At 70.8% G+C, this 22,410-nt stretch carries 18 protein-coding genes; 14 read left to right on the plus strand and 4 right to left on the minus strand.

What is annotated here, in order from left to right; translation table 11 throughout:
• The first annotated feature begins 2 nt into the window (after positions 1-2).
• The 4 genes from D7X30_RS01035 (at position 3) to D7X30_RS41850 (ending at position 6,552) form a co-directional block, all read left to right on the plus strand.
• Complete coding sequence (locus tag D7X30_RS01035; RefSeq protein ID WP_120560956.1) at positions 3-1,361, plus strand: D-arabinono-1,4-lactone oxidase; 1,359 nt, start codon at positions 3-5, stop codon at positions 1,359-1,361.
• A gap of 143 nt (positions 1,362-1,504) precedes the next feature.
• Positions 1,505-2,470, plus strand: coding sequence for a hypothetical protein (locus tag D7X30_RS42550; protein ID WP_233591304.1), 966 nt, complete (start codon positions 1,505-1,507; stop codon positions 2,468-2,470).
• Between the two features lie 32 nt (positions 2,471-2,502).
• Positions 2,503-5,325, plus strand: coding sequence for a DUF4105 domain-containing protein (locus tag D7X30_RS01050; protein ID WP_233591305.1), 2,823 nt, complete (start codon positions 2,503-2,505; stop codon positions 5,323-5,325).
• 747 nt (positions 5,326-6,072) lie between these two features.
• Positions 6,073-6,552, plus strand: a complete 480-nt coding sequence (locus D7X30_RS41850; RefSeq protein WP_158619176.1) for a hypothetical protein — start codon at positions 6,073-6,075, stop codon at positions 6,550-6,552.
• A gap of 10 nt (positions 6,553-6,562) precedes the next feature.
• Here D7X30_RS41850 and D7X30_RS01060 read toward each other — a convergent pair whose 3' ends face one another.
• A complete protein-coding gene (locus D7X30_RS01060; protein ID WP_158619177.1) occupies positions 6,563-6,898 on the minus strand; it encodes a PilZ domain-containing protein in 336 nt (111 codons plus the stop codon).
• Positions 6,899-7,025: 127 nt separating this feature from the next.
• On the opposite strand from D7X30_RS01060, the gene D7X30_RS01065 reads away from it, so the two are divergent.
• Positions 7,026-7,547 (plus strand): GreA/GreB family elongation factor, encoded by a 522-nt coding sequence (locus tag D7X30_RS01065; protein WP_120560959.1) that lies wholly within the window; start codon positions 7,026-7,028, stop codon positions 7,545-7,547.
• 7 nt (positions 7,548-7,554) lie between these two features.
• Here D7X30_RS01065 and D7X30_RS01070 read toward each other — a convergent pair whose 3' ends face one another.
• A complete protein-coding gene (locus tag D7X30_RS01070) occupies positions 7,555-8,271 on the minus strand; it encodes a class I SAM-dependent methyltransferase (RefSeq protein WP_120560960.1) in 717 nt (238 codons plus the stop codon).
• 125 nt (positions 8,272-8,396) lie between these two features.
• Here D7X30_RS01070 and D7X30_RS01075 point away from each other — a divergent pair, with 125 nt between their 5' ends.
• The 4 genes from D7X30_RS01075 to D7X30_RS01090 all read left to right on the plus strand — a co-directional run bounded on the left by D7X30_RS01075 (position 8,397) and on the right by D7X30_RS01090 (position 11,382).
• The gene (locus tag D7X30_RS01075; protein WP_199724138.1) at positions 8,397-8,885 is read left to right on the plus strand and encodes a hypothetical protein; all 489 of its coding nucleotides are present in this window, start codon (positions 8,397-8,399) and stop codon (positions 8,883-8,885) included.
• Positions 8,886-9,045: 160 nt separating this feature from the next.
• The gene (locus D7X30_RS01080) at positions 9,046-9,771 is read left to right on the plus strand and encodes an SDR family oxidoreductase (RefSeq protein WP_120560961.1); all 726 of its coding nucleotides are present in this window, start codon (positions 9,046-9,048) and stop codon (positions 9,769-9,771) included.
• Complete coding sequence (locus D7X30_RS01085; protein ID WP_120560962.1) at positions 9,768-10,559, plus strand: dihydroneopterin aldolase; 792 nt, start codon at positions 9,768-9,770, stop codon at positions 10,557-10,559. The genes D7X30_RS01080 and D7X30_RS01085 overlap by 4 nt, the downstream gene beginning before the upstream one ends.
• Before the next feature lie 76 nt (positions 10,560-10,635).
• Positions 10,636-11,382, plus strand: coding sequence for a queuosine precursor transporter (locus D7X30_RS01090; protein WP_120560963.1), 747 nt, complete (start codon positions 10,636-10,638; stop codon positions 11,380-11,382).
• A 49-nt stretch (positions 11,383-11,431) separates the two neighbouring features.
• On the opposite strand, the gene D7X30_RS01095 is transcribed toward D7X30_RS01090, so the two are convergent.
• Positions 11,432-14,041: a U32 family peptidase gene (locus D7X30_RS01095; protein ID WP_120560964.1), complete on the minus strand. Its 2,610-nt coding sequence runs from the start codon at positions 14,039-14,041 to the stop codon at positions 11,432-11,434.
• 208 nt (positions 14,042-14,249) lie between these two features.
• Between D7X30_RS01095 and grxC the strand changes: the two genes are divergently transcribed.
• From grxC to D7X30_RS01115, 4 genes are all read left to right on the plus strand, one after another.
• Positions 14,250-14,528: a glutaredoxin 3 gene (grxC, locus tag D7X30_RS01100; RefSeq protein ID WP_120560965.1), complete on the plus strand. Its 279-nt coding sequence runs from the start codon at positions 14,250-14,252 to the stop codon at positions 14,526-14,528.
• A 307-nt stretch (positions 14,529-14,835) separates the two neighbouring features.
• Positions 14,836-16,509, plus strand: coding sequence for a nitrous oxide reductase family maturation protein NosD (locus tag D7X30_RS01105; RefSeq protein WP_120560966.1), 1,674 nt, complete (start codon positions 14,836-14,838; stop codon positions 16,507-16,509).
• A 52-nt stretch (positions 16,510-16,561) separates the two neighbouring features.
• Entirely contained in the window at positions 16,562-18,520 is a 1,959-nt protein-coding gene (locus D7X30_RS01110; protein WP_199724139.1) for a PAS domain S-box protein, read from the plus strand.
• Positions 18,510-20,432: a GAF domain-containing sensor histidine kinase gene (locus D7X30_RS01115; protein ID WP_120560967.1), complete on the plus strand. Its 1,923-nt coding sequence runs from the start codon at positions 18,510-18,512 to the stop codon at positions 20,430-20,432. Before D7X30_RS01110 ends, D7X30_RS01115 begins: the two co-directional genes overlap by 11 nt.
• Position 20,433: 1 nt before the next feature.
• On the opposite strand, the gene D7X30_RS01120 is transcribed toward D7X30_RS01115, so the two are convergent.
• Positions 20,434-21,294, minus strand: a complete 861-nt coding sequence (locus tag D7X30_RS01120) for a general secretion pathway protein GspE (protein ID WP_120560968.1) — start codon at positions 21,292-21,294, stop codon at positions 20,434-20,436.
• A gap of 314 nt (positions 21,295-21,608) precedes the next feature.
• Here D7X30_RS01120 and D7X30_RS01125 point away from each other — a divergent pair, with 314 nt between their 5' ends.
• On the plus strand, positions 21,609-22,346 hold the full coding sequence (locus D7X30_RS01125; RefSeq protein WP_120560969.1) for a MotA/TolQ/ExbB proton channel family protein: 738 nt from the start codon (positions 21,609-21,611) through the stop codon (positions 22,344-22,346).
• Positions 22,347-22,410 lie beyond the last annotated feature (64 nt).

Genomic DNA, 22,410 nt, shown 5'->3' on the forward strand with positions numbered 1-22,410 from the left:
GCATGACGACCGAGACGGCGAAGACGAAGACGTGGCGCAACTGGTCCGGCGGGGTGGTGGCCCATCCCTCCGGCTTCCTCCAGCCGGACTCCGTGGACGCCCTGAAGGCCGCGCTCCGCGACGCCAGCGCCCAGTCGCGCACCGTGCGCGTGGTGGGCAGCGGCCACTCGTTCCCACCCCTGTGCGCGACGGACGAGACGATGGTGTCGCTCGAAGCGCTGCGGGGCCTGGAGTCCGTGGACGACCGCACGCGCGAGGCCGTGGTGTGGGCGGGCACGAGCCTGCGCGAACTGGGAGCGCTGCTCGCGTCGCACGGGCTCGCGATGGAGAACCTGGGCGACATCAACAAGCAGTCGCTGGGCGGCGCGCTGGGCACGGGCACGCACGGCACGGGCGTGGGACTGGGCATCCTCTCCACGCAGGCGGCGGAGATGACGCTCGTCACGGCGAGCGGGGACGAGGTGACGTGCTCGGAGGACACGTCGCCAGAGCTGCTCCAGGCCGCGCGGGTGTCCCTGGGCGCGCTGGGCGTGGTGACGCGGGTGCGGCTGCGCTTGCTGCCCGCGTACCGGCTGCGGCTGACGCGGCGGAACCTGGCGCTGGAGGAGTGCCTCGCGGGATTGGATGAAGCGCGGGCGCGCCACCGCCACTACGAGTTCTTCTGGTTCCCGCACTCCGACCGCGTGATGACGAAGGCGATGGACCTCACGGACGAGACCCCGCACGGGGTGGGCGTGGGGCGCTGGTTCAGCGAGATGGTGATGGAGAACGCGGTCTTCGGCGCGGTGAGCCGTGCGTGCCGGATGCGGCCGGCGTGGTGCGCGCCGGTGAGCCGGCTGTCGGCGAAGCTGGCGTCGGAAGGCGTGCTGGCGGGGCAGAGCCACACGCTGTTCGCCACGCCGCGGCTCGTGCGCTTCCAGGAGATGGAATACGCCGTGCCGGTGGAGCGAGGGCCGGACTGCCTGCGCGAGCTGTCTGAATACATCACGCGCGAGCAACTGCCCGTGCACTTCCCGGTGGAGTACCGCTTCGTGCGCGGCGACGACGTGTTCCTCAGTCCGGCGCACGGCGGGGACCGCGCGTTCATCGCGGTGCATCAATACCGGGGCATGCCGCTGGAGCCCTACTTCTCCGGCGCGGAGGCCATCTTCCGCAACCACGGCGGCCGGCCACACTGGGGCAAGCTGCACACACAGACGGCGGAGACACTGAAACACCTGTATCCCCGCTGGGATGACTTCCAGCGCGTGCGCGAGCAACTGGACCCGGAGGGGCGTTTCCTCAATCCCTATCTGAAACGTCTCTTCCTGGAGGAGGGCGTCCGTCATACCCGCGGTGAAACAGGGGCGCGAAGCGCGTGACGCACCCTGGGGCCTGTTTTTCGCGCCGTGTCGCGTCAGACGATCCAGCAACCTCTCGATAATGCACAATCCAGCGCCCGGCATGCGGTTGGCTAGGGCACTGGCTGGCGCCAGGCCCGGTGGCGCCCTTTCGAGGGGGATGGATGCGGACGAAGTCTTCGTGGAAGCGCGTGGTGACGGCGTCGATGTTGATGCTCGCCGTGGGGTGTCGCGGGCCCGCCGCGGGCTTGAGGGCCGCGGGGGCGTCGGACTCGGGCAACTCCTCGGAGTCGGGCGCTTCGAGCCAGGGTGACTCCAGCCAGTCGGACTCGGGCAACTCCAGTCAGGGGGACTCCAGCCAGGGCGAGTCCAGCAAGTCCGACTCGGGCAACTCCAGCCAGGGCGAGTCCAGCAAGTCGGGGTCGAACGGCTCCAGCGACGAGGGCTCCAGCGAGTCGGGCTCGGGCGAGTCCAGCGACTCCGACTCGGGCAACTCCAGCCACGGGGATTCGAGCAAGTCGGACTCGGGCGACTCCTCGGGCTCCAGCGACCACAGCACGGGAGAAGGGGACTCCAGCCACTCCGGCTCCAGCGAGAACAGCAACGCGGGCACCAGCGAGTCGAACCAGGTGGATCAGGGCGACGATTCGCGCACGCGCAGCGAGAGCAGCAACGGCCGCGAGAATCAGCTCCTGTCGACGGCCACGGTGGCGCTGACGGTGATGGGCCTGGGCATCGTCATCTGGCAGTCGTACGAGCGTTCGGCGCGGCGCAAGGGCAAGCGGCCCTCGCCGAAGGAGGTGGGGCACGCGGCCCAGGTGTACCTGCGGGCCCGCACGCACCAGCTGCGAGAGGACCTGGCGCTGGGCGCGGGCCCGACGGTGGAGGACCTGGCGCAGGCGGCGCGCATCCGCCGTGAGAACCTGGATGTCTTCGGCAAGCTGTTGCGCACGCACCGCAAGGAGCTGCTGATGATGGCGGATGCGAAGACGCTGACGCCCGAGCGCGCCCGCGCCTGGCTGGAGCGCGTGGGCCAGCTGGCGCGCACCGAACCCCGGCTCGAAGAGGACCGTCAGGCCTTCCTCCAGGAACAGGAGGGTGCGCCCCAAGCGGCCGAGGCCCTTCAGTGAGGCCTCGCCCAACCTGGAGGGGATGGCTCACGGTGCTGCTGTTGCCCGTGAGCTCGCAGGCTCAGGAACCCCTGGGCCACCTCGCGGTGCCGGCGTTCTTGAAGGAGCTGTCCCCGGAGCTCGTCCTGGCCGAGCGGGTCGCGGCCCTGGAGGCCACGTCGGGCATCCTCCTGCGCGGTGTCGCGGCGCGGGATGCCTCGCTGATCTCGGACGTGGAGGCGGGGCTCGCTGGCCTGCCTCCCGCGATGCGCCGTCCGCCCGGAGGCCGGTTGGAGTTCGTGCTGCATCCGGAGCCCGCGCCGCTGGGCCTGGGTGACGGCACGAAGGCCCGTCCGGACTGGTCGGAGCAGCGCGAGCAGTTCCACCTCTACCGCTATGCCCCTTCCGAGGAGCGCCGGGCCACGCTGCGCCTGTCACGTCTCACCGACACGGAGGCCGAACACCTGTGGCGCCGCCGCGCCGTGGTGCACGCCGTGATGCAGCGCTGGGACGACGCGCGCGGCTGGAGCAAGCGTCCCCAGTGGCGAAGGTTGGACGGATGGCTGCTCCCGCTCGAGCGCCCCCTCACGTGGAAGGAGTCCGCGAGCATCACCTACGCGGGGGCCTTCAGCCGCGCCCGGGGGCAGGCGAGCGCCTCGCTGGACCTCGTCACGTTCGCGGAGGAGCTGTTCGTCCCCGCGGAGTCCCTGCGTCCGGAAGCCTTGCCCGAGGATGATCAGGTGCGCTGTCAGGAGCTGTCCAAGACGCGCGCCCTGTCGGAGTTCATCTCGGAGGCGCGCCTGGGCACGCTGCCCGCGCGAGGAGCCTGTCCGGCCTTCGACACGTGGGCGGAAGCGGATGCGCTCTCGCACCTGGAGGTCCTGCTCGTCGCGGCCACGGGCCGCCAGCCCCAGTCCCTCTTCGGCCATCTGCTCCTGCGCCCGGTCTGGCGCGAAGGCGCCACGGTGCAGGGCCCCGGCTTCGAGCGCGTCGTGCAGCTCGTGGCCCTCACCGGCATGGAGGAGAAGGGCCTGGGCTACCTGATGAAGGGCATGACGGGCGGCTACAGCACCGTCTTCCTCACGGGCACCCTGGGCGACGTCACCCACGAGTCGCTGGAGCTGGAGCAGCGCACCATCCGCCGCTTCCGGCTGAACCTCACGCCCGGCGAGTCCCAGCGCATGCTGGAGCGCATCTGGGAACTCGAGCGTCGCGGCTACCTGGGCTACTACTTCTTCACCGACAACTGCGCCGCCGCGCTGCTCTTCCTCCTCAATGGCTCGCTGGAGAACGGCCGTCACGTGAGCGCGCCCGGCATGCTGTGGGTCCTGCCCACGGCCACGCTGGACACGCTGGCGAAGACGAACGTCGTGGACGCGAGTGGGCACAAGGTGCCGCTCCTGGAGCACGTCCCGGACGCCCTCGAATCCACGGGAGACCGCGCCCGGCGCGCGCTCGTGGAAGAGGAGCGGCTGCTCACGAAGCTGGCCTCCCTGCTTCCGTCCACCGCGCTCGCGCCGCTGCACCACGTTCACCGCCGCCTCCAGTCCCCCGAACCCGGCGTGCGCAGGCAGGCCTACGAACAGCTGCCTCACGCAGTGACGACGGCGCTCGACGCCGCTCCTCCCTCCGCGCGCGCCGAAGCCCGCGAGGCCCTGCACGCCTACGTGGCGCACGCGGTGCGGGTGGAGCGCGCGGCGGTGGATCAGGCCGAAGGGGAGAAGCTCGCCATCGAGCGTGAGCGCCTCGTCACCCTCGACCTGAAGGGGCAGGGCGGCGCCGCCCAGGGCGTCAAGGACCGGCAAGCCCTCTTCGAGCGCGAGGACGCCATGCAGCGCAAGCTCGCGGTGCTCGACCGTACGGCCCTGCTCCAGCAGGCCCTGGACACCGCCATCAAGCGGCTGCCCACGCCGGACGAGCTCAAGGCCCTGGTCCGCGCCGAGCACACCGAAGCCGCCTTCGCCGCGGCCACCGAGGCGCAGGGCGCGCTCAACGACGGACCGCTCGCGGACGTGGATCCGCGGGCCTTCCTCGCGAAGGACCATGAACAGAAGGTGGAGCTCGAGACCACCTGGGCCCGGGGCGCGCTGCGCGAATCCGGCGCGGCCCGCACGGTGGTCAGTGGCGGCGTGGACTTCCCGGAGGTGGGCGCCGCGCGGCCGGTGGTGAGCCTGCGCACCTCCGCGATGAACGAGGCCCTGGGCGACGCGCGCCTGCACGGCTTCCAGTCCAGCAGCGAGCTGCGTGTGCTGGACGGAGAGCTGTCGGTGGAGCCGCGCTGGGGCGTGCCGCGCATCCTCGGCTCGCGCCTGACGCTGGTGGGCTACCGCACGCTGCTGCCCGAACTGCCCCAGCAGCAACGGTCGTTCTCCGACTCATTGGGCTGGGGCGCGGAGGCGAAGATGTCCACGGACATCGACCGCCCGTTGCCCTACCGCGCGACGGTGGAGGCGGAGGCGCTGGGCGTGGTGGCGGCCTCGGAGCGCTTCGACACCTTCCTCGCGGTGGGGTTGGGCGCCCAGGCCACGATGGCCTGGAGCCCCAGGGAGACGGTCCCCACGGTGGGGCCCCGTCTGTCATTGGCCCATCGCCTGGGCCTGCCCGGTCCAGGCAACAGCGCCCTGCGCCTGGAGGCCACGTACGTGCCGTCGTGGCGCACGGGCATCACGCCGGGCTTCACGCATGAGGCGGACGCGACGCTCCAGGTGGAGTGGTACCTGGGGCGTGTCGCCCGCTGGAGCGTGCTGCTCACTCCCCGCGCACAGGTCCACTGGGAGGGGACACTTGCGTCGTGGGCAGGTCCCGGGAGAAGTCTCGCGAGCCTTCCGGAAGGGCTGGCGCGACATCGCCTTGCGCTAGGAGTGGAGCTCCGCTGACGTACTGCGTGCGGAAGATGGGGACCTCACCGGTGAACACCGGACGGCTGGACGCGCCGCAGAGGGCGCCAATGAACAGGCCGATGACGTGCAGCAGCGTCCAGTTCCCCCAGCCCAGGCCCAGGAAGATGCGCTCGCCGCCCACGCTGAAGACGTTGAAGGCCACGTAGAACGCGGCGGGCACCACCACCGAGGCGACGGCAGCGGCTGCCAGGGCCCGGCGGGGACGTCCCGCGTGGAAGCCGCCGAACGTGCCGGCCAGCAGGCCGTTGAACAGCGGAATGAAGAACGTGATGGCGCTGATGAGCACCATCGTCAGCACGCTCACGTCGAACCGGTTGTGCTTCCAGACGACGCGGCTCTCCTCCACGCGCGTGTCGGGCGGAATGGTCGCGTACTCGGCCCGCCCGTTCTCCATCACAAAGCGTTGCTCCGGACGCACGACGCGTTCGGATTCCTCCGTATAGGTCTCATCCATGGAGCATTGACCTCCGTGCGGGCGGGGGAAGGACGTGCCCGGACACCTTGGGAGATGGTGCTGGAAGCGGGCGGGTGGAAGGGCTGACGGCTCCACCGGTCCTTGAGGAGGAAGGCGCCTGCCCTGCCTGCCCGCCGGGAATTTCGCGACCCGGCGTGGGGGCGGATGCCGTACACGGGGGCCGTAACGCACCGGAGACTTGGCGTCCGGTGGCTGGCGGCTATGCTGCCGCGCCTCCGCCGTACCGCTTCCCAGCCTGGATGGATTCCATGAGCCTTCGCCGCAACCTGCTGACCATCGCCGTCCTCTCCTCCGCGCTGCTGTCCGCCTGCGCGCTGCGCCCGCGTTACAACGAAGTCATCCAGGCGAACGGCGCCACCGCGCTCCAGGAGGGCCAGCTCATGGTGCTGCGCGTGACGGACGCCGCGACGGGCCAGCCGGTGAAGGGCGCCAAGGTGCTCGGCGGCGAGTACCGCAACCACATCAACGCGACCACCGACGAGAACGGCGAGTTCTCCCTCAAGCTCGACCCGGGCCTGGTGAAGGAGAACCCGCTGGTGGAGGTCGTGCTGCCCAAGGGCGTGCGCCGCTACAAGCTCCAGGTGGTGCCCTCCGGTCAGGCCCCCGCGCCCGAAGGCGCCCCCATCGCCCCCCCGGCCGAGTCCGCCGCGGAGCCGTCCACCACGCCCGCGACGCCCGGCGCTCCGTCCGAGACCGCGGCCCCGGCGGCCTCCGAAACGGCGAAGTAGGCCCGGTTCGTCAGGTGAACCAGCGAATCAGGCGCCTGCCCTGCAAGCGCCTGAACGCACCCAGCCGCCGCTGGAAGTCCTCGCCGATGGTGACGAAGCGCACGCCGCAGCGTCCTCGCGTGCGCTCCCCGGCGGAGCGGCGGGCCCACATCACCCGGGCCTGGAAGGGGACCTCCTCGTCCCCCAGCAGCAACGCGCCTTCCAGGAGATCGCCCGCCTTCATCGGCTGGAGCATCTCCGCGCAGAAGCCGCTCTCCGACACATCCCGCGTGTAGAGCGGCAGCATGCCGCGCAGACGGACGGCCAGGCGATGCTCGAAGCGAGGCACGGCTCGGGGGAGGTGCATGCCCTCGAATCCTGGCGGATTCCGCCTTAGTAGTAAAATTGCGCCAATCGAAAGCGGGCGGGCAGGCGGACCCGGCGTGCAAAGCCCGGGAAACGTTGAGAAATTTCCTGGGAGGAGGGAGCGGGCCATGTCGAAGGCATTCACCAAGGAAGACGGGGGCGGCGACGAGGGGCTCACCCCCGCGCGTCCCCGGTCGACGTCGGCGGAGCAGCGCTACATCACGCCGGAGGGCTACCGCGCGCTCCAGGAGGAGCTGCTGGAGCTACAGGGCCCCGCGCCCCGGGACTGGCCGGAGCTGGAAGCGGGCGTGCGCAAGCGCGAGCGGGAGCGTCGGGCTCGCGAGCTGACCGCCATCCTGGAGGACGTGCGGGTGGTGGCGCCGGATCCATCACAGGCGGGCCGCGTCTTCTTCGGCGCGTGGGTGGTGCTGGAGGACGAGGACGGCGCGCGCATGCGCTATCGCATCGTCGGTCCGGATGAAGCGGACGTGAAGGCGGGGCGGCTGAGCGTGGAGTCCCCGCTGGCGCGCGCGCTCCTGGGCAAGGAGGCCGGCGAGGCCGTGCAGGTGGAGCGTCCGCGCGGCACGGTGGAGTACGAAATCCTCGCGGTGGAGTACGCGGAGTCCGAAGCCGCCGCGGCCGCGCCTTGAGGCCCCTTCAGCGCTTCGTGGCGATGACGGTGACGAGCCGGCCAAAGGGCTCTGGCATGTCGCCCTCGCGCACCTCCACGTCGAACCCCGCCGCCTCCAGCAGCGCGCGGGCGCGGGGCACGAGGAACGTCAGATAGTACATGACGAACGGCGGCTTCCAGAGCGCGTTGCGCACGCGCATGGCGGCGTTGAAGCCCTTCGCCACCCAGTAGCCGGGGTTGAGCGCGGACGGCGGCCGAGCGGTGATGAAGACGAAGCGGCCACCGGGTTTCAGCGCCCGCGCGATGCCCTCGACGAGGCGCGGCTCGTCCTCCTCCAGGATGTGCCCGAAGGCGCCGAAGCTGGTGATCAGGTCGAACGCCGCGTCGAAGGGCAGCGCCAGCGCATCGCCCCGGACGAAGTCGAGCGCCGCGCTGCCCGGTGCATCCACGAGCCTGCGCCGTGCTTCGTCCAGCATGCCCTGGCTCAGGTCGAACCCGACGACGCGCTCGCGGCACAGCGGGCGCAGCACGCGCATCGCGGCGCCGGTGCCGCAGCACACATCCAAGGCACTGCCCACGCTGCCTTCGGGCCCCACGTGCGCGAGCGCGGCCTTGAGCACCGGATCCGGCGTGCGGAACGGCGTGTGCTCGAACTTGGGCGCGAGCAGGTCGTAGCCCTGCTCGACGGAGGTGAGGGCCTGCCGTGCAAGCTCGCGGAAGGTGGGGCCGTCGCGGTGGAACATGGGACGAGGTGTACCCACATCCCCCCGGTCCCGCCACCGGGGTGGAGAGTGACTCGACGGGATTTGAATGTTCCGGCGGGGGCCCCGTCAGTCAGGACAAGCAACTCGGACGGAGGATGGAAGACATGGCTTTCAAGCTCGGACTCGCGACCCTGGCCTTCGGTGCAATGCTGCTCGGTTCCTCCACGTCGTTCGCGGCGGACTGGCGCGGCCCGACCCGGGCGGATGCGCAGTGGGGCGGCCAGCAGCGGTACAACGGCGGCTGGGACTCCGCGCCGCAGGGCCAGGCGTTCCGCTACGACAATGACGACGCGAAGACGCGCCGCTTCATGGGCTGCCGCGGCCCGAACTGCAACCAGGGCCCCATGCCGCGCCCGGTGGACTCGCGCGGCCGCTACGAGCTGCAGACGGTGGAGCGCTGGGTGCCGGCGCGCTACGAGCAGGTCTGGGTCCCCGAGCAGTGCGTGTCCCGTGGCCGCCGCGGCCGCCACGTGCGCTGCACGCCGGGCTACTACGACCAGCAATATGTGCCGGGCGGCTACCAGGCGGTGACGGAGTGGGTCTGGGTGCCGTACGGCGGGCGCCGCTGGCAGACGGTGGTCTACTACCCGTAGCAAGCACGAGGAGACGAGACGGGACGAACGACGCAAAGGGGACGACGCAGTGCCGCGGGGCGGTGCCTGGAGAGGGGTCTCCAGGTGTCGCCCCGCGGTGTTTTCCGCGTGAAGGCGCCGGATGCCTTTCGCGGGCGGGCCTGTTAGGCAGGGCCCGCATATGGGGACCGCATTCATCACGGGCGCGGGCGTGCGCATCGGCAGCGCGGTGGCGCGCGCGCTGGGCCGCGCCGGCTACGACCTGGCGCTTCACGCGAACCGCTCCATGGAACCGCTGGAGGCGCTGGCGCAAGAGCTGCGAGCGCTGGGCCGCGCCGTCACGCTGTACAGCGGCGACCTCTCCGACGCGCAGGCCGTGGACGCGCTGGGTGCGCGGGTCCGGGAGGCGCACCCCGCGCTGGACGTGGTCGTCCACAACGCGGGGCTCTATGAGCGGGTGGACTTCGCGGCCGTGACGCGCGAGCAGTACCGCCGCATGCTCGCCGTGAACGTGGACGCGCCCTTCTTCCTCACGCAGGCGCTGCTGCCGTCGCTGCGCGCGGGGAAGGACCCGCTGGTGGTGCACCTCACCGACATCGGCGGGGAGCGGGCGGTGAGCCACTACTCGCACTACTCGGTGAGCAAGGCGGGGCTCGTGATGCTCACGCGAGCGTTGGCGGTGGAGCTGGCGCCGCACGTGCGCGTCAACGCCATCTCGCCGGGCGTGGTGGCCTTCCCGGAGCACTTCGACGAAGCCGCGCGGAAGGACGTGCTCGACCGCGTGCCCATGGGCCGCGAGGGCAGCGTGGAGGACGTGGCGCGCACGGTGGTGTTCCTCGCGCGCGAGGCGCCGTACCTCACCGGGCAGGTCATCGCCGTGGATGGCGGAAGGAGCGCGCAGCTGTGAGCCAGGAACCCGTGTGGATCCACCCCGTGGTCACCGACGCGCAGGGCCGTCCGCTGGACGTGATGGAGCTGCGAGGGCTCACGGTGGACGTCATCGTGGGCCTCTACAACCGCGAGCGCGTGACGCCGCAGCCGCTGCGCCTGGACGTGGCGCTCTTCCTGGACGCGCGGCAGGCGGCGGTGGGCGGGAGGCTGGCGAACACCGTGCACTACGGGCGCCTGGCCGGAGAGCTGCGCTTCCTCCTGGATGCGTGCCGCTTCGAGTTGTTGGAGTCCGCGGCGGAGGCGGTGTGCCGCTATCTCCTGGCGCCGCCCACGTCCGCCGCGCCGCACGCGCCGCTGCACGCCGCCACGGTGCGGGTCACCAAGCCGGAGGCGCTGACGGGGTGGGCCATCCCGTCGCTCCAGGTGCACCGGACCGCGGAGGAGATGGTGTACCGGACGGACGCGAGGCCCTTCGGCCACGTGGACGTCATCCACGAAGGCGCGACCTACGGCGTGTACCGGCTGCGGGTGGATCCGGGAGGGAGCATCCCGCCGCGCGCGGACGGTCACACGGAAGGAATGGAGCTGGTGCTGGGCGCGGGGCTGGTGCTGCAGGGGCAGCCGGTGGGGCGGGGGATGGCGTTCAGCGGACAGGAGGTCTTCGGGCACGGCTACGACAACCCGACGGCGACCGAGCAGACGGTGCTGGGTGTGTACCGGCCGCGCCTGGTGTTGTCCGAGGGAAGTGGTGCCGGGGAGACGGCGCCTGTGGGGCCGGGCAGGCAGTACTATCTGCCCGAGTAGGGTCCGGGCGTCCAAGCGACGGGGGCGGGAGGGTATGCTAGCTGTAGAGGCGCCTCGCTCTTGAAGGACGCATCGGATGACCCTGGACCGGCGGATTCAGCTTTTCGTGGTGCTCGCGGGGCTGTTCATCACCTCGCTGGTGGTGGGCGACATCATCGGGGTGAAGCTGTTCGAGGTGCACCTGGGCCCGGTGGTGGCGGTGATGTCGGTGGGGATGTTGCCGTTCCCGGTGACGTTCCTGCTGACGGACATCCTCAACGAGTTCTACGGCAAGAAGGTCGCGCGGTTCGTGACGTGGGTGGGCTTCGTGATGGCCATCTTCACGTTCGTGATTGTCGCGCTGGCGGGCCTGATTCCGTGGGCGCCGATGACGGAGGCGAAGGACTACAGCGGGACGGTGGCGGCGTCGTTCAACAACGTCTTCGGCGGCTCGCAGCGCATCCTGGCGGCGTCGATGGTGGCGTACCTGGTGGCCCAGTTCCTGGACATCTCGGTGTTCAACCTGCTCAAGCGGGTGACGAACAACCGGATGCTGTGGCTGCGCGCCACGGGCTCCACGGTGGTGTCTCAGCTCATCGACACGGTGGTGGTGCAGTTCGTCGCCTGGACAGGCGTGCTGCCTCGGGAGGTCATCTTCCGGATCATCTTCACCTCGTACGCGGTGAAGCTGCTGGTGGCCATTGGCCTGACGCCGCTCGTCTACCTGGGGCACGCGCTGGTGGAGCGCAAGCTGGGCATCGCCCCGGTGGTGCTGGGCGAGGACGGTGAGCCGGTGAACCTCGTGTCGCCCAAGGCCGATCCCCCGTCCGCGGCCGCGGCCTGAACGAACAGAGGGGCAGGGCTCGAAGCAGGAGCCCTGCGCACACCGTGTCTCAGCGCGCGTTCGCGGCCGGGTGCTTGAGCACCTGCATCGTGCCGCGAGTGACGCCAAACTGCTCGTGCACCGCCGCGCGCTTCACCGCCTCCGTGGGCGACAGCCGGCCCGCAAGCAGCTCCTGATACGCGCCCAGCACCCGCGTGGCCTCCTCGCGAGTCTCGCGCACGAACTCCACGCGGAAGCGCCGCACGCCGCGCTCCAGCAGCCGGGGCACCAGTGACGCCGCGCTCTGCGCCTGCGCGTTGAACACCGTGTTGCGGCACCCCACGTCCACGATGACCGGATGCTCCAACCCCAACCGGTCCTTCAGCGCGATGGCGTGCTTCTCACACGGCCGCCCGCAGGCCTTGAAGTCGCGCCCGTTGGACAGCGTGTGTGAATACACGCAGTGCTCCGTGTGGAACGTCGCGATGTGGTGGTGCAGCGCCACCGCGAACCGGTGCGCCGGCGCCTGCTCCAGCAGCGCGAAGAGCTGCTCCGAATCCAGGTCGTGCGACACCGTCAGCGTGTCCAGTCCCAGGCTCAGCAGGTGCGCCGCCGTCAGCGAGTTCGTGACGTTCAGCGAGAAGTCCCCGTGCAGCACCGGCCGCGACGCCCCCGCCGGCTGCTCCAGGAAGTGCATCATCGCGCCCCAGTGGCGCACCAGCACCGCGTCCGGCCGCAGCCGGTCCAGGCGCGTGTCGTAGCCCTCCTCGCCCGGCTTCTGCACGCGCACCGTGGCGATGGTGACGCGCAGCCCCGCCGCGCGCGCCCGCTCCACCGCCTTCTGGAGCCCCACCATCTCCATCCAGTCCAGCTCCACCTCACGCAGGCCCGCGGCGATGACCGCCTCCAGCTGCGCGTCGTTCCGGCACAGCGGCAGCAACCGGGGCGCCTCTTCCGCCGGCCGCGACGCCACCTTCGCCAGCAAGGCCTGACGCACGCGGGCCTCCACCGCCTCCGTGCTCACGGTCCGCGAGGGGCCACGCTCCACGTCCGCCGTCAGCTCCGTCACCAGCTGCCGCCGCAGCGCCTTCAGCTCCGACACCGGCAGGTGCAGCCCCGGCGCCAGGCCAGACGCATCCAGCTCCGCCAGATGGAACGACGTCCCGCCCAGCGCGGCCAGCTTGTCCTTCAGCAGCGCCGCGTCCACGCCCGCGCCCCGCGACGGCGCGAGCACCGTCGTGCCCGTCGCCTCGCGCGTGAACAGCGCGGTGCTCATCCGCACGCGCAGCGGCGTGCCCTCCGCGCCGGACACCACCAGTGACAGCGGGATGCGGCCCTCGGGCTCACCCTCCGCGAGCAGGTCTCCCGTGCGCCGCGCGAGCGCCGGATCGCTGTTCAGCCACACGTGCTGCCCCGGCGCCACGCGGCCCAGGTCCGGGCCCGGATGGCCGAAGCCCAGCACCCACGCGTCGCCCTCGCGCTCCACGCGGAAGATGGGGCCGCCCGGCTCGTGCTTGTCCTCCGGCGCGCCCGCGTCGAACACCACGCCCATGCCCGGACGCGGATCCACATCCGCGGGGTCGGGCTCGCCCGTGAGCGGCGCGGACACCGAGCCCGCAGGGGCCTCGGGCCGCTCGTCGCCCAGGCCCAGCGCGCCCGTCCATGGCCGGTCGTCCGGCACCACGAGCACGTCCTTGCCGGACACCGCATGCACCCGGCCCAGGTACAGCCCGCGGTGCTTCGGGAAGCGCCCCTCCACCAGCGTCTGGTGGTCGGAGCCCGCCAGGAACCCGTGGGAGAAACCCCGGCTGTACGACAGCGACATCTCCGCCAGGTCCTTCGCCAGCCGCGCGCCGTCGGGCTTGCCCGCCATCACGCCGTCCAGCCAGCGGCGGTAGCCCTGCACCGTGCTGGAGACGTATGCCGGCCCCTTGAGCCGGCCTTCAATCTTCAGGCTGTGCACGCCGATGTCCGCCAGCTCCGGCACCGCGCGCACGCCCGCCAGGTCCTTGGGGCTGAGCAGGTACTTCACCTCGCCCAGGTCGCGCGTCTCGCCGTCCACCACCAGGTCGTACGGCAGCCGGCACGACTGCGCGCACTGGCCCCGGTTCGCGGACCGGCCGCCCCACGCTTCGCTCGTGAGGCACTGGCCGCTCCACGACATGCAGAGCGCGCCGTGGATGAAGACCTCCAGCTCGATGTCCGTCTGCGACGCCAGCCGGCGGATCTCCGCCACCGACAGCTCGCGCGGCACCACCATGCGCGTGAAGCCCAGGCCCGTGGCGAACCGCGCCCCTTCCGCGCTGGACAGCGTCATCTGCGTGGACGCGTGCAGCTCCAGCTGGGGACAGATGGCTCGCGCGAGCAGCGCCACCGCCGGGTCCTGCACGATGAGCGCGTCCACGCCTGCCTTCGCCACGCCGCGCAGCAGGTGCTCCACCACCGGCAGCTCCGGCTCGAACACCAGCGTGTTCAGCGTCACGTAGGCGCGCGCACCGGCCCTGTGGATGAGCCCCACCGTCTCAGGCAGCCGCTCGAGCGAGAAGTTCTCCGCGCGGGCTCGCGCGTTGAAGCCTTCATCGAGCCCGAAGTACACGGCGTCCGCGCCACTGGCGAGGGCGGCACGCAACGACTCCAGGTCACCAGCGGGGGCGAGGATTTCGGGGCGTCGGGGAGACATGACTCCTACCTAGCACGCCCGTTCCCGCCGCTCCCCTCCTGCGACCTGTCCACCTCCACACTGAACGGGCACCCGTTTGAGGGGAGGAATGCCATCCCATGCGAGGCACGGGGGTGTTGCTCAAGGGGGCCGGGCAAGAGAGCGAGCGCACTCGCGCCGGGTTGCGGGCCGCCGGATGCGTCCCCACCCTTCGACGCAGGAGGTCGTGATGCTCGAGGTCGTCGTCTACATGAAGCGCACCTGCCCCTATTCGCGGCAGGCCATGGACCTGCTCATCGAGAAGGGCTGCGAGTTCCAGAAGGTGGATGTCGCCGCGGATGAGCGGCGGCACGAGGAGATGATGCGGCGCTGCGGTCGTCAGACGGTGCCGCAGATCTTCATCGCGGGCCGTCACGTCGGTGGCTGCGATGACCTGTACGACCTGGAGGCGCGCGGGGAACTGGATGCGCTCCTCGGCCGGAAGGACCAGGACTCCACCGCTCCCTGAAGCCGCATCCACCGTCGCGTTCGGGCCGTGTGCCTCCTGCCGGGAGGACACGGCCCACGTGTTTCCAGGGCACGGGCCTCCCGGTGGGAGCCTTGATGCCCGTCCTGCGCGCGGCGCCCACCCTCCGGCACATCCGCGGGCCGCTGTCGCCAGGCCCAACCGCGCGGATTCACACTCCTGCCCGGCTGCCCTGCGACCGGGCGGCGGCGAAGTCCACGGCTGACGCGGAATGCGCGGCACGCATGTTCCCGTTGCCCGCCGACCCCGCGAGCGCATCCCGCGCCGTGAACCCTCACGAGGAGTCCACATGCGCTTCCGCCAGACCCTGACGACCATCGTTTGCGCCACCGGGATGCTCGCTGGCACCGTCGGCTGTACCGGCAAGGTCGAGCCCGCGCCCGCGACAGCCACACCTCCGGGCACGTCCGGTCCACCCATCGTCACTCCGCCAGGACGGCCCCAGACACCGGCTGACGCGGGCACGTCCCCTGACGAGGACGGAGGCGTCGCCACGGACGGCGGCACCACGCCCACGGATCCGCCTACGGAGCCGGTGGATCCACCGCCCACGGAGGAGCCCGAACCGCCGCCGCCCGCCGAGCCGCAGTACACGCGCGTGCTCTGGGTGTCCCCCAGCGGCAATGACTCCGCGTCCGGAACGGAAGAACTGCCCCTGCGCACGGTGGCGCGAGCCCTGTCCCTGGTGAAGCCCGGTGAGGCGGTGTTCCTCAAATCCGGCACGTGGCGCGAGCACGTGGAGTTGAAGGAGCGGCAGGGCACGGCGGACAAGCCGCTGACGCTGAGGGCCGCGCCGGGCGCCACGGCCATCCTCAAGGGCGGCTCCATTGGCGAGACGTCGCTGGTGGACGTGAGCGGCGCGTACTGGACCATCCAGGGGCTCACGGTGGACGTGGGCGGCGAGTCCACCTTCGCGGTGATGTGGCGCGGCGCGGGCGCGCACCACGGCGTGCTCCGCGACAGCATCGTGAAGAACGGCACGGAGGGCGCGGGCGTCTACGTGACGGAGAAGGCGCACGACGTCCTCATCGAGGACAACGACATCTCCCACTTCGACCAGGGCGACGTGGACAGCCACGGCGTCGCGGTGCAGACCTCCGCCAGCAACGTCACCGTGCGCGGCAATGACATCCACCACAACTCCGGCGACGGCGTGCAGTGCCTGGGGCCGGAGGGCGGCGCCACCAACCCGGGCACGCCGTTCGACAACCTGCTCGTGGAGGACAACCGGCTCCATGACAACCGGGAGAACGGCGCGGACATCAAGACGTGCACCCACGTCACGCTGCGCGGCAACACCATCTACAACCACCGCGCCGTGTCCTCCTCCGCGGGCGAGGGCGTCATCGTCCACATGTCTCCGTCCGACGTCACGCTGGAGGACAACGTCTTCTACGCCAACGCGCGCGCCATCCAGATTGGCGGCAACCGCGAGGGCGCGCCCCCCACGCGCGTCATCCTGCGCCGCAACCTCATCCATGACGGCCTGGGTGAAGCGGACGGCGAGGAGGGCACCGGCATCCGCGTGGACGCGTCCGTGGACGTGAAGGTGCAGCACAACACCGTGTGGAACCTGAGCGGCGCGTGCCTCATCTTCGGCACGGGCTCCAACGGCGCGAGCCAGGGCCTGGACGTGCGCAACAACCTCTTCGCCGGCTGTGGCATCGCCGCGCGCGGCGGCTCGGGCCGGAGCGGCGCGGTGGTGGACGGCAACCTGTACTACCGGAGTAGCGGCGCGGCGGTGTTCAACCTGGAGGGTGCCACCATGGGGCTGGCGGACTGGCGCACGAAGGCTGGCCTGGACAAGCGCTCCCAGGAGCGCGCACCCGCCTTCGTGGACACGGGCGCGGACGACTACCAGTTGTCCGCGCAGTCCCCCGCGCGCGAGGCGGGCCTGTCCCTGGGGCTGCCCTACTGCGGAGCGGCGCCGGACCAGGGCGCCTTCGAGTCAGGCTGCCCCTGACCCCGGGGGTTGTGTAGACTCCGGGGCCCCTCGCTCCGGAGTCCTGCGCCCCGTGTCGGCCCCGTCGGAACCCGCCTTCGGCATCGTCCTGGTCCCCCCAGGGTCGGTGGCTCGAGAACCCCTGAACGACGCCGCCGAGCGCGCGGGCCTGCGCGTGGTGGACGACCCGGACGACGCGGCCCTGGCGCTGGTGGACCTCACCGCCCCCGGCTGCGGCCCCGCGGTGGTGGAGCTGCTCACGTCCCTCAACGGGCCGCACCTCACGCTGCTCGCGGTGGTGTCCCCGGATTCGCGCGGCTTCGCCGCCGTGGACACGCTGCGCCCCGCGGACATCGTCACCCACCAGGGGCTGTCGCACGAGCTCACCTGGCGCCTGCAGCGCGCCGCGGAGCGCCACCGCGAGCGTGAAGAGCAGGCCCGCAGCCAGACGGACCTGGCGCTGCTCCTGGAGCTCACCGCTGACTACGCGGAGAGCTCCGACGTGGAAGCGCTCCTGCACGGCGTGACGCGGCGTCTGGCGGAACAGCTGGACATCGCACGCGCCACGCTGGTGATGGTGGGCGGCGGTGTGGACGAGGGCGTCATCGTCGCCGCCAGCGACGACCCGGGCATGAAGGACCTGCGCATCGACCTGGCGCGCTACCCGGAAATCCGCGAGGTGGTGCGCACCGGCAAGCCCGTGGTGATGCAGGAGGCCGCCACGCACCCGCTGCTGGGCGACCTGGAGCGCCGGGCCGTGGCCGCGCGAGGCATCCACGCCATCGCCGCGCTGCCCCTGCCCATCCGCGGCCAGGTGCGCGGCGTGCTGCTGTTGCGCGCGGCCGGGCGGAGGCGGGCCTTCAGCTCGCGCGAAATCGACTTCCTCACCACGGTGGCCCACGCGACGGCGGTGGCGCTCCGGAGCGCGTCGGTGCTCCAGTCCGTGCAGACGGCGCGGCTGGCGGCGGAGGAGAAGGCCGCGTCCTTCAAGCCCTACCAGCTCTTCTTCGCCCACGTGAGCGAGGGCGTGGCCATCCTCGATGACGAGGCCGCCGTGCTGTCGCTCAACCCCGCGGGCGCGCAGATGCTGGACACCACCGCCGGCGAGGCCCGGGGCAAGCACCTGAATCAAATCACCCAGCCGGTGGACGACGGCGTGCTGATGGAGCTGGTGACGTCCGCGTCGCGCGGCGAGGCGCGCATGGGCGTGGACGTGGTGGTGCGCACGCCCGCGGGCCGCTGCCTCACGCTGTCCATGTCCGCGGCGCCGCTGCGTGACGAGGACGCGGCCACCATCCTGTCCTTCCGCGACGTGACGCACGCGCGCAAGCTGGAGGACGAGCTGCGCAACACGAAGGACTTCCTGGAGCGGCTCATCGACTCGTCGGTGGACGCCATCATCGCGGCCGACCTGAAGGGGCGCATCATCCTCTTCAACAAGGGCGCGGAGGCCATGTGCGGCTACACCGCGCAGGAGGCCCAGGAGAAGCTCAACGCGCTCCAGCTCTACCCGCCCGGCATCGCCCAGCGCATCATGGCCCAGCTGCGCGGCCCGGACATGGGCGGCAAGGGCCGGCTGTCGCTCACGCGCCAGGAGCTGATGCACCGCTCCGGGGAGCGCGTGCCCGTGAACATGACGGCCTCCATCGTCTACGAGGGCGGCCGCGAGTCCTTCTCCGTGGGCATCTTCACGGACCTCCGGGACCGGGTGCAGCTGGAGCGCAAGCTGTACGACGTGGAGACGCGGCTGGAGGAGAGTGAGAAGAACGCCGTCATCGTCGCGCTCGCCGGCACCGCGGCCCACGAGCTCAACCAGCCCCTCACCTCCGTGATGGGCTACGCGGAGCTGCTCAAGCGCAAGCTCAAGGAGGAGGACTTCGCCTACAGGCCGGTGGACATCATCTACCGCGAGGCGGAGCGCATGGCGGAGATCGTCCGCAAGATCGGGAAGATCACCCGCTTCGAGACGAAGTCGTACGTGGGGGCGCAGCAGATCCTCGACCTCGACAAGGCCAGCTCCCATGAAGAGTGAGGTCCGCGCCGTGCGCCCGTCCGGAAATCTGGCCCCCGACGCCTTCCAGGCCTTCTTCGACGCGCTGGACGAGCCCGCCGCCGTCTGCGACGTGTCCCTGCGCATCGCGGCCGTGAACCCGGCCATGCGCCGCTTCTGCGCCACGCACGACATCAGCGTGGACATGGTGGCCGAAGCCCTGGCGAACGCCGTGGCCCCGGAGGACGGGCAGTTCCACGAAATCGACCTCGTGCTCCAGAGTGGCACCTCGCTGGTGCTCACCCTGTCGCGCCGCTCGGACACCGTGGCGGTGCGCGCCCGCGTGGACACGGAGGTCATCAGCGGCCGGCTGGTGGTGGCGGAGCGGGCCCTCCTGGAGCAGGCGCGCACGGAGGGCGTGCTCCTGGACCTGGGCCGCAGCGTGGCGGAGGCCGGCGGCGAAGAGGAGCTGGTGGCCGCGGTGGCGCGCGGCGTGAAGGAGCTCTTCCCCAGCCGCGCCTTCTGCATCCGCATCGTGGATGCGCGCACCGGTGGCCTCACGTCGCTCTACGCGGAAGGCCGCCTCAAGGAAGGCGCGCATGAGCCGCTGGTGCTCTTTCAGCGCTCGGTGGAGAAGACCAACCTCACGCAGACCGCGCTGCCCCAGGGGCGGGTGACCATCTCCGAAGAGGTGCCGCTGCTCTTCCACGGCAGCACCCGCGCGGTGAGCGCCCCGCTGGTCGCGAGCGGCCAGCTCTTCGGCGCCATCAACATGGAGTACCCGGAGGGCCTGGACGCGGACCCCGCGCACGACGAGCGCGTGCTGCTCCAGCTGGCCAGCCAGGTCGCTGTCGCGGTGAAGAACGCGAAGCTCATCGACGAGCTGACGTTCGTGCGCAAGTACCTGGAGGAGCTGCTGGAGAAGGCCAACGCGCTCATCCTGGTGGTGAACCGGGACAAGCAGGTGGTGGTCTTCAACCAGGCGCTGAGCGCGCTCACCGGCCTCACCAAGGAGCAGGTGCTGGGGCGGGACTTGTCCTCGCTGGTGGCGGACAGCGAACAGCTGCGGCTGGTGCCCGTGCTGGCGGCGGCCATGCGCGGCGAGTCCGTGAACAACTTCGAGACGCGCCTGCTCACCCGCGACGGCGGCGAGGTGCGCGTGTCCTTCGCCACCTCCTCCATGCTCACCCAGCCGGGCGAGGTCGAGGGCGTCATCGCCATTGGCCAGGACGTCACGGTGGTGAAGGAGCTGGAGAAGCGCATCATCCACGCGGAGAAGCTGGCCTCCATCGGGCAGCTCGCGGCCAGCGTGGTGCATGAAATCAACAACCCGATGACGGCGGTGGCCACCTACGCGGACGCGCTCCTGCAGCGCTCGCGGATGACGCCGGGCGCGAACCCCGCGGACCAGGAGAAGCTGAAGAAGATTCTGGAGAGCAGCCACCGCATCCTGCGCTTCACCCGCGATCTGGTGAGCTACGCGCGGCCCGCGCAGGACCGGCCGGAGCGCGTGTCGCTCAACGCCGTCGTGGACATGGCCGTGGGCTTCTGCGAGCACGTCGTGTCCCAGGCCCGCGTCAGCGTGCAGCGCGAATACGCGAGCGACGTGCCGCCCCTGGCCGCCGTGCGCGCCAACCTGGTGCAGGTGTTCGTCAACCTCATCACCAACGCCTGCCACGCCATGCCGCCCGGCGGACAGGTGTCCCTGTCCACGCTTCAGGAGGGCACGGAGGCGGTGGTGCGCGTGCGCGACACCGGCACCGGCATCGAGTCGCGCAACCTGTCGCGCATCTTCGAGCCCTTCTTCACCACCAAGCCGGAAGGGCGCGGCACCGGCCTGGGCCTGTCCATCTGCCAGGGCATCGTGGAGAACCACGGCGGACGTCTCACCGTGGAGAGCACGCTGGGGCAGGGCACCACCTTCACGGTGCGGCTGCCCCTGGCCGTGGACTGAGTCAGCCCTCGCCGCCCTCGTCGTCCAGCTCGCGCCGGAACTCCTCGTTCGTGAGCAGGCCCTTGCGCGCCATGATGCGCATCAGCGCCCAGAAGCGGCGCTCCAGCTCCTCCAGCCGGTCCGGCTCCTCGCGCGCCGCCTGGCCGAAGAGGTAGTCCAGGTCGTCCAGCACGCCGCCTCCGCTGGACGACGGCGCCTTGGCCTTGGCCTTGTCCACCGCGCCGCCGCGCTTGCGCTTCGCCTGCTCCTCGCGCTCGCGGATGAGGTCCGCCAGCGACGTGCGCTGCGTCTTCTCCGACGCGGGCAGCTCCTCGCCGACGATGACCTCCTCGTCGTCCTCCACCACGGCCGGCCGCGAGGGCGCCGGAGCGGCCCTTGCAGGCGGACGCGCCGGAGCGGGGCGGGGGCCCGTGGCCACGGGGACCTTGTGGTAGTAGCGCAGGATGGCGCCGCGCACCGCGGACAGCGCCGTCACCCGGCCGCTGACCTTCAGTCCGCTGGTGAACTCAATCTCCTCAATGGCGGTGATGTTCAGCGGATCAGCCATCGCCACCACCAGCTGGCGCTTGCCGCCCACGTTCTCCAACGCGTACGGGAACAGGTCGTGCTGTTCGCAGAAGCGCGCGCGCAGCAGGTGCACCGCCGCCCAGTCCGGGGTGATCGCCGCCAGGTCCACCTGCGGCATCCCCAGCGCCTCGCTGAGCGCCTGGGCAAGGGTGGCTTCCGTGATGGCGCCCTGCCCGATGAGCGTCACGCCCAACCGCTGCCGCGTCTGCCGCTGCGCCGCGAGCCCCGCCTCCAACTGCTCGGGGGTGATCGCGCCGCGTTCCACGAGCAGCTCACCAATGCGCTTCCTGGCCATGGTTTCCCCGCCTAACACGTCACCCGAAGGTGCCCAAATCGCTGGCACGCCTGTTGCGCAAGCCACGGAAAAGGGCCCGTCTTGTGCCCTGTGGAGCGACTTGGCAAGCCGCGCGCCAACGCAAAATTCCTGTGAGATTTCAGTAACTAACGCTGAGGGTGCCTGCCTTGACACGCCTGGGAGCGGTTCCTAGACTCGGCGCCACCGTGATCCAAAATTCCTGCCGCTGACCTGGGTGGATGTCCACCCGGCCGGTAGCAGTGCGGAGTGGTTCGCAAGCGCGTGCCGCGCCGTCCATCTGGAGGCTTTCCGTGATGAACCTGGGGTTCGTAGCCAATCTGTCCGTTCTCGCCAATGCCGGCGGAAGCAATGAGACCTTCCTGCAGGAGCTGGGGCGCCGCTGGGAGTCCGGTCAGGCCGGCATGTACCCCATCGCGGTCTGTCTGGTGATCGCGCTCTCCATCATCATCGAGCGCAGCATCGTCCTGTTCGGCAAGGCCTCCATCAACAAGGAAGGCTTCCTGCGCGGGCTGAAGAAGCACATCTACGCGGGCGACCTGGACAAGGCCATCAACTACGTGGCCGGCCAGAAGAACACGCCGCTGACCAACGTCGTCAAGGCCGGCCTGATGAACGTGCCGAAGGGCCAGGAAGAGGTCCAGGCGGCGCTCGACGAGGCCAGCCTGCGTGAGACGCCGAAGCTGGAGGCGCGCACGGGCTACCTGGCGATGCTCGGCAACGCGGCGATGCTCGCGGGCCTCCTGGGTACGGTGAACGGTCTCATCACCTGCTTCGAGGCGGTGGCGAACGTGAACCCGGCCGACAAGGCGACCATTCTGGCGAACGGCATCTCTGAAGCCATGAACTGCACGGGCTTCGGTCTGCTCACGGCCATCCCGGCGCTCGTCGCCTTCTCCGTGCTGATGGGCCGCACCCAGGGCATCATCAACGACATCAACGAGACCAGCGTCTCCGTGCTGAACCTCATCGTGGCCAACCGCGACAAGTTCAAGAACCTGAACATCCCGGCCTCCGCCCACGCCGAGGAGTAATCCTCCTCCAAGCGCGGTGGTCGTGGAACCGGCGGTACTGGCGCGCTGTCTGGATGCTCCGAGG

Source organism: Corallococcus sp. AB011P, assembly GCF_003611605.1.
In the GTDB taxonomy this organism is placed as follows: domain Bacteria; phylum Myxococcota; class Myxococcia; order Myxococcales; family Myxococcaceae; genus Corallococcus; species Corallococcus coralloides.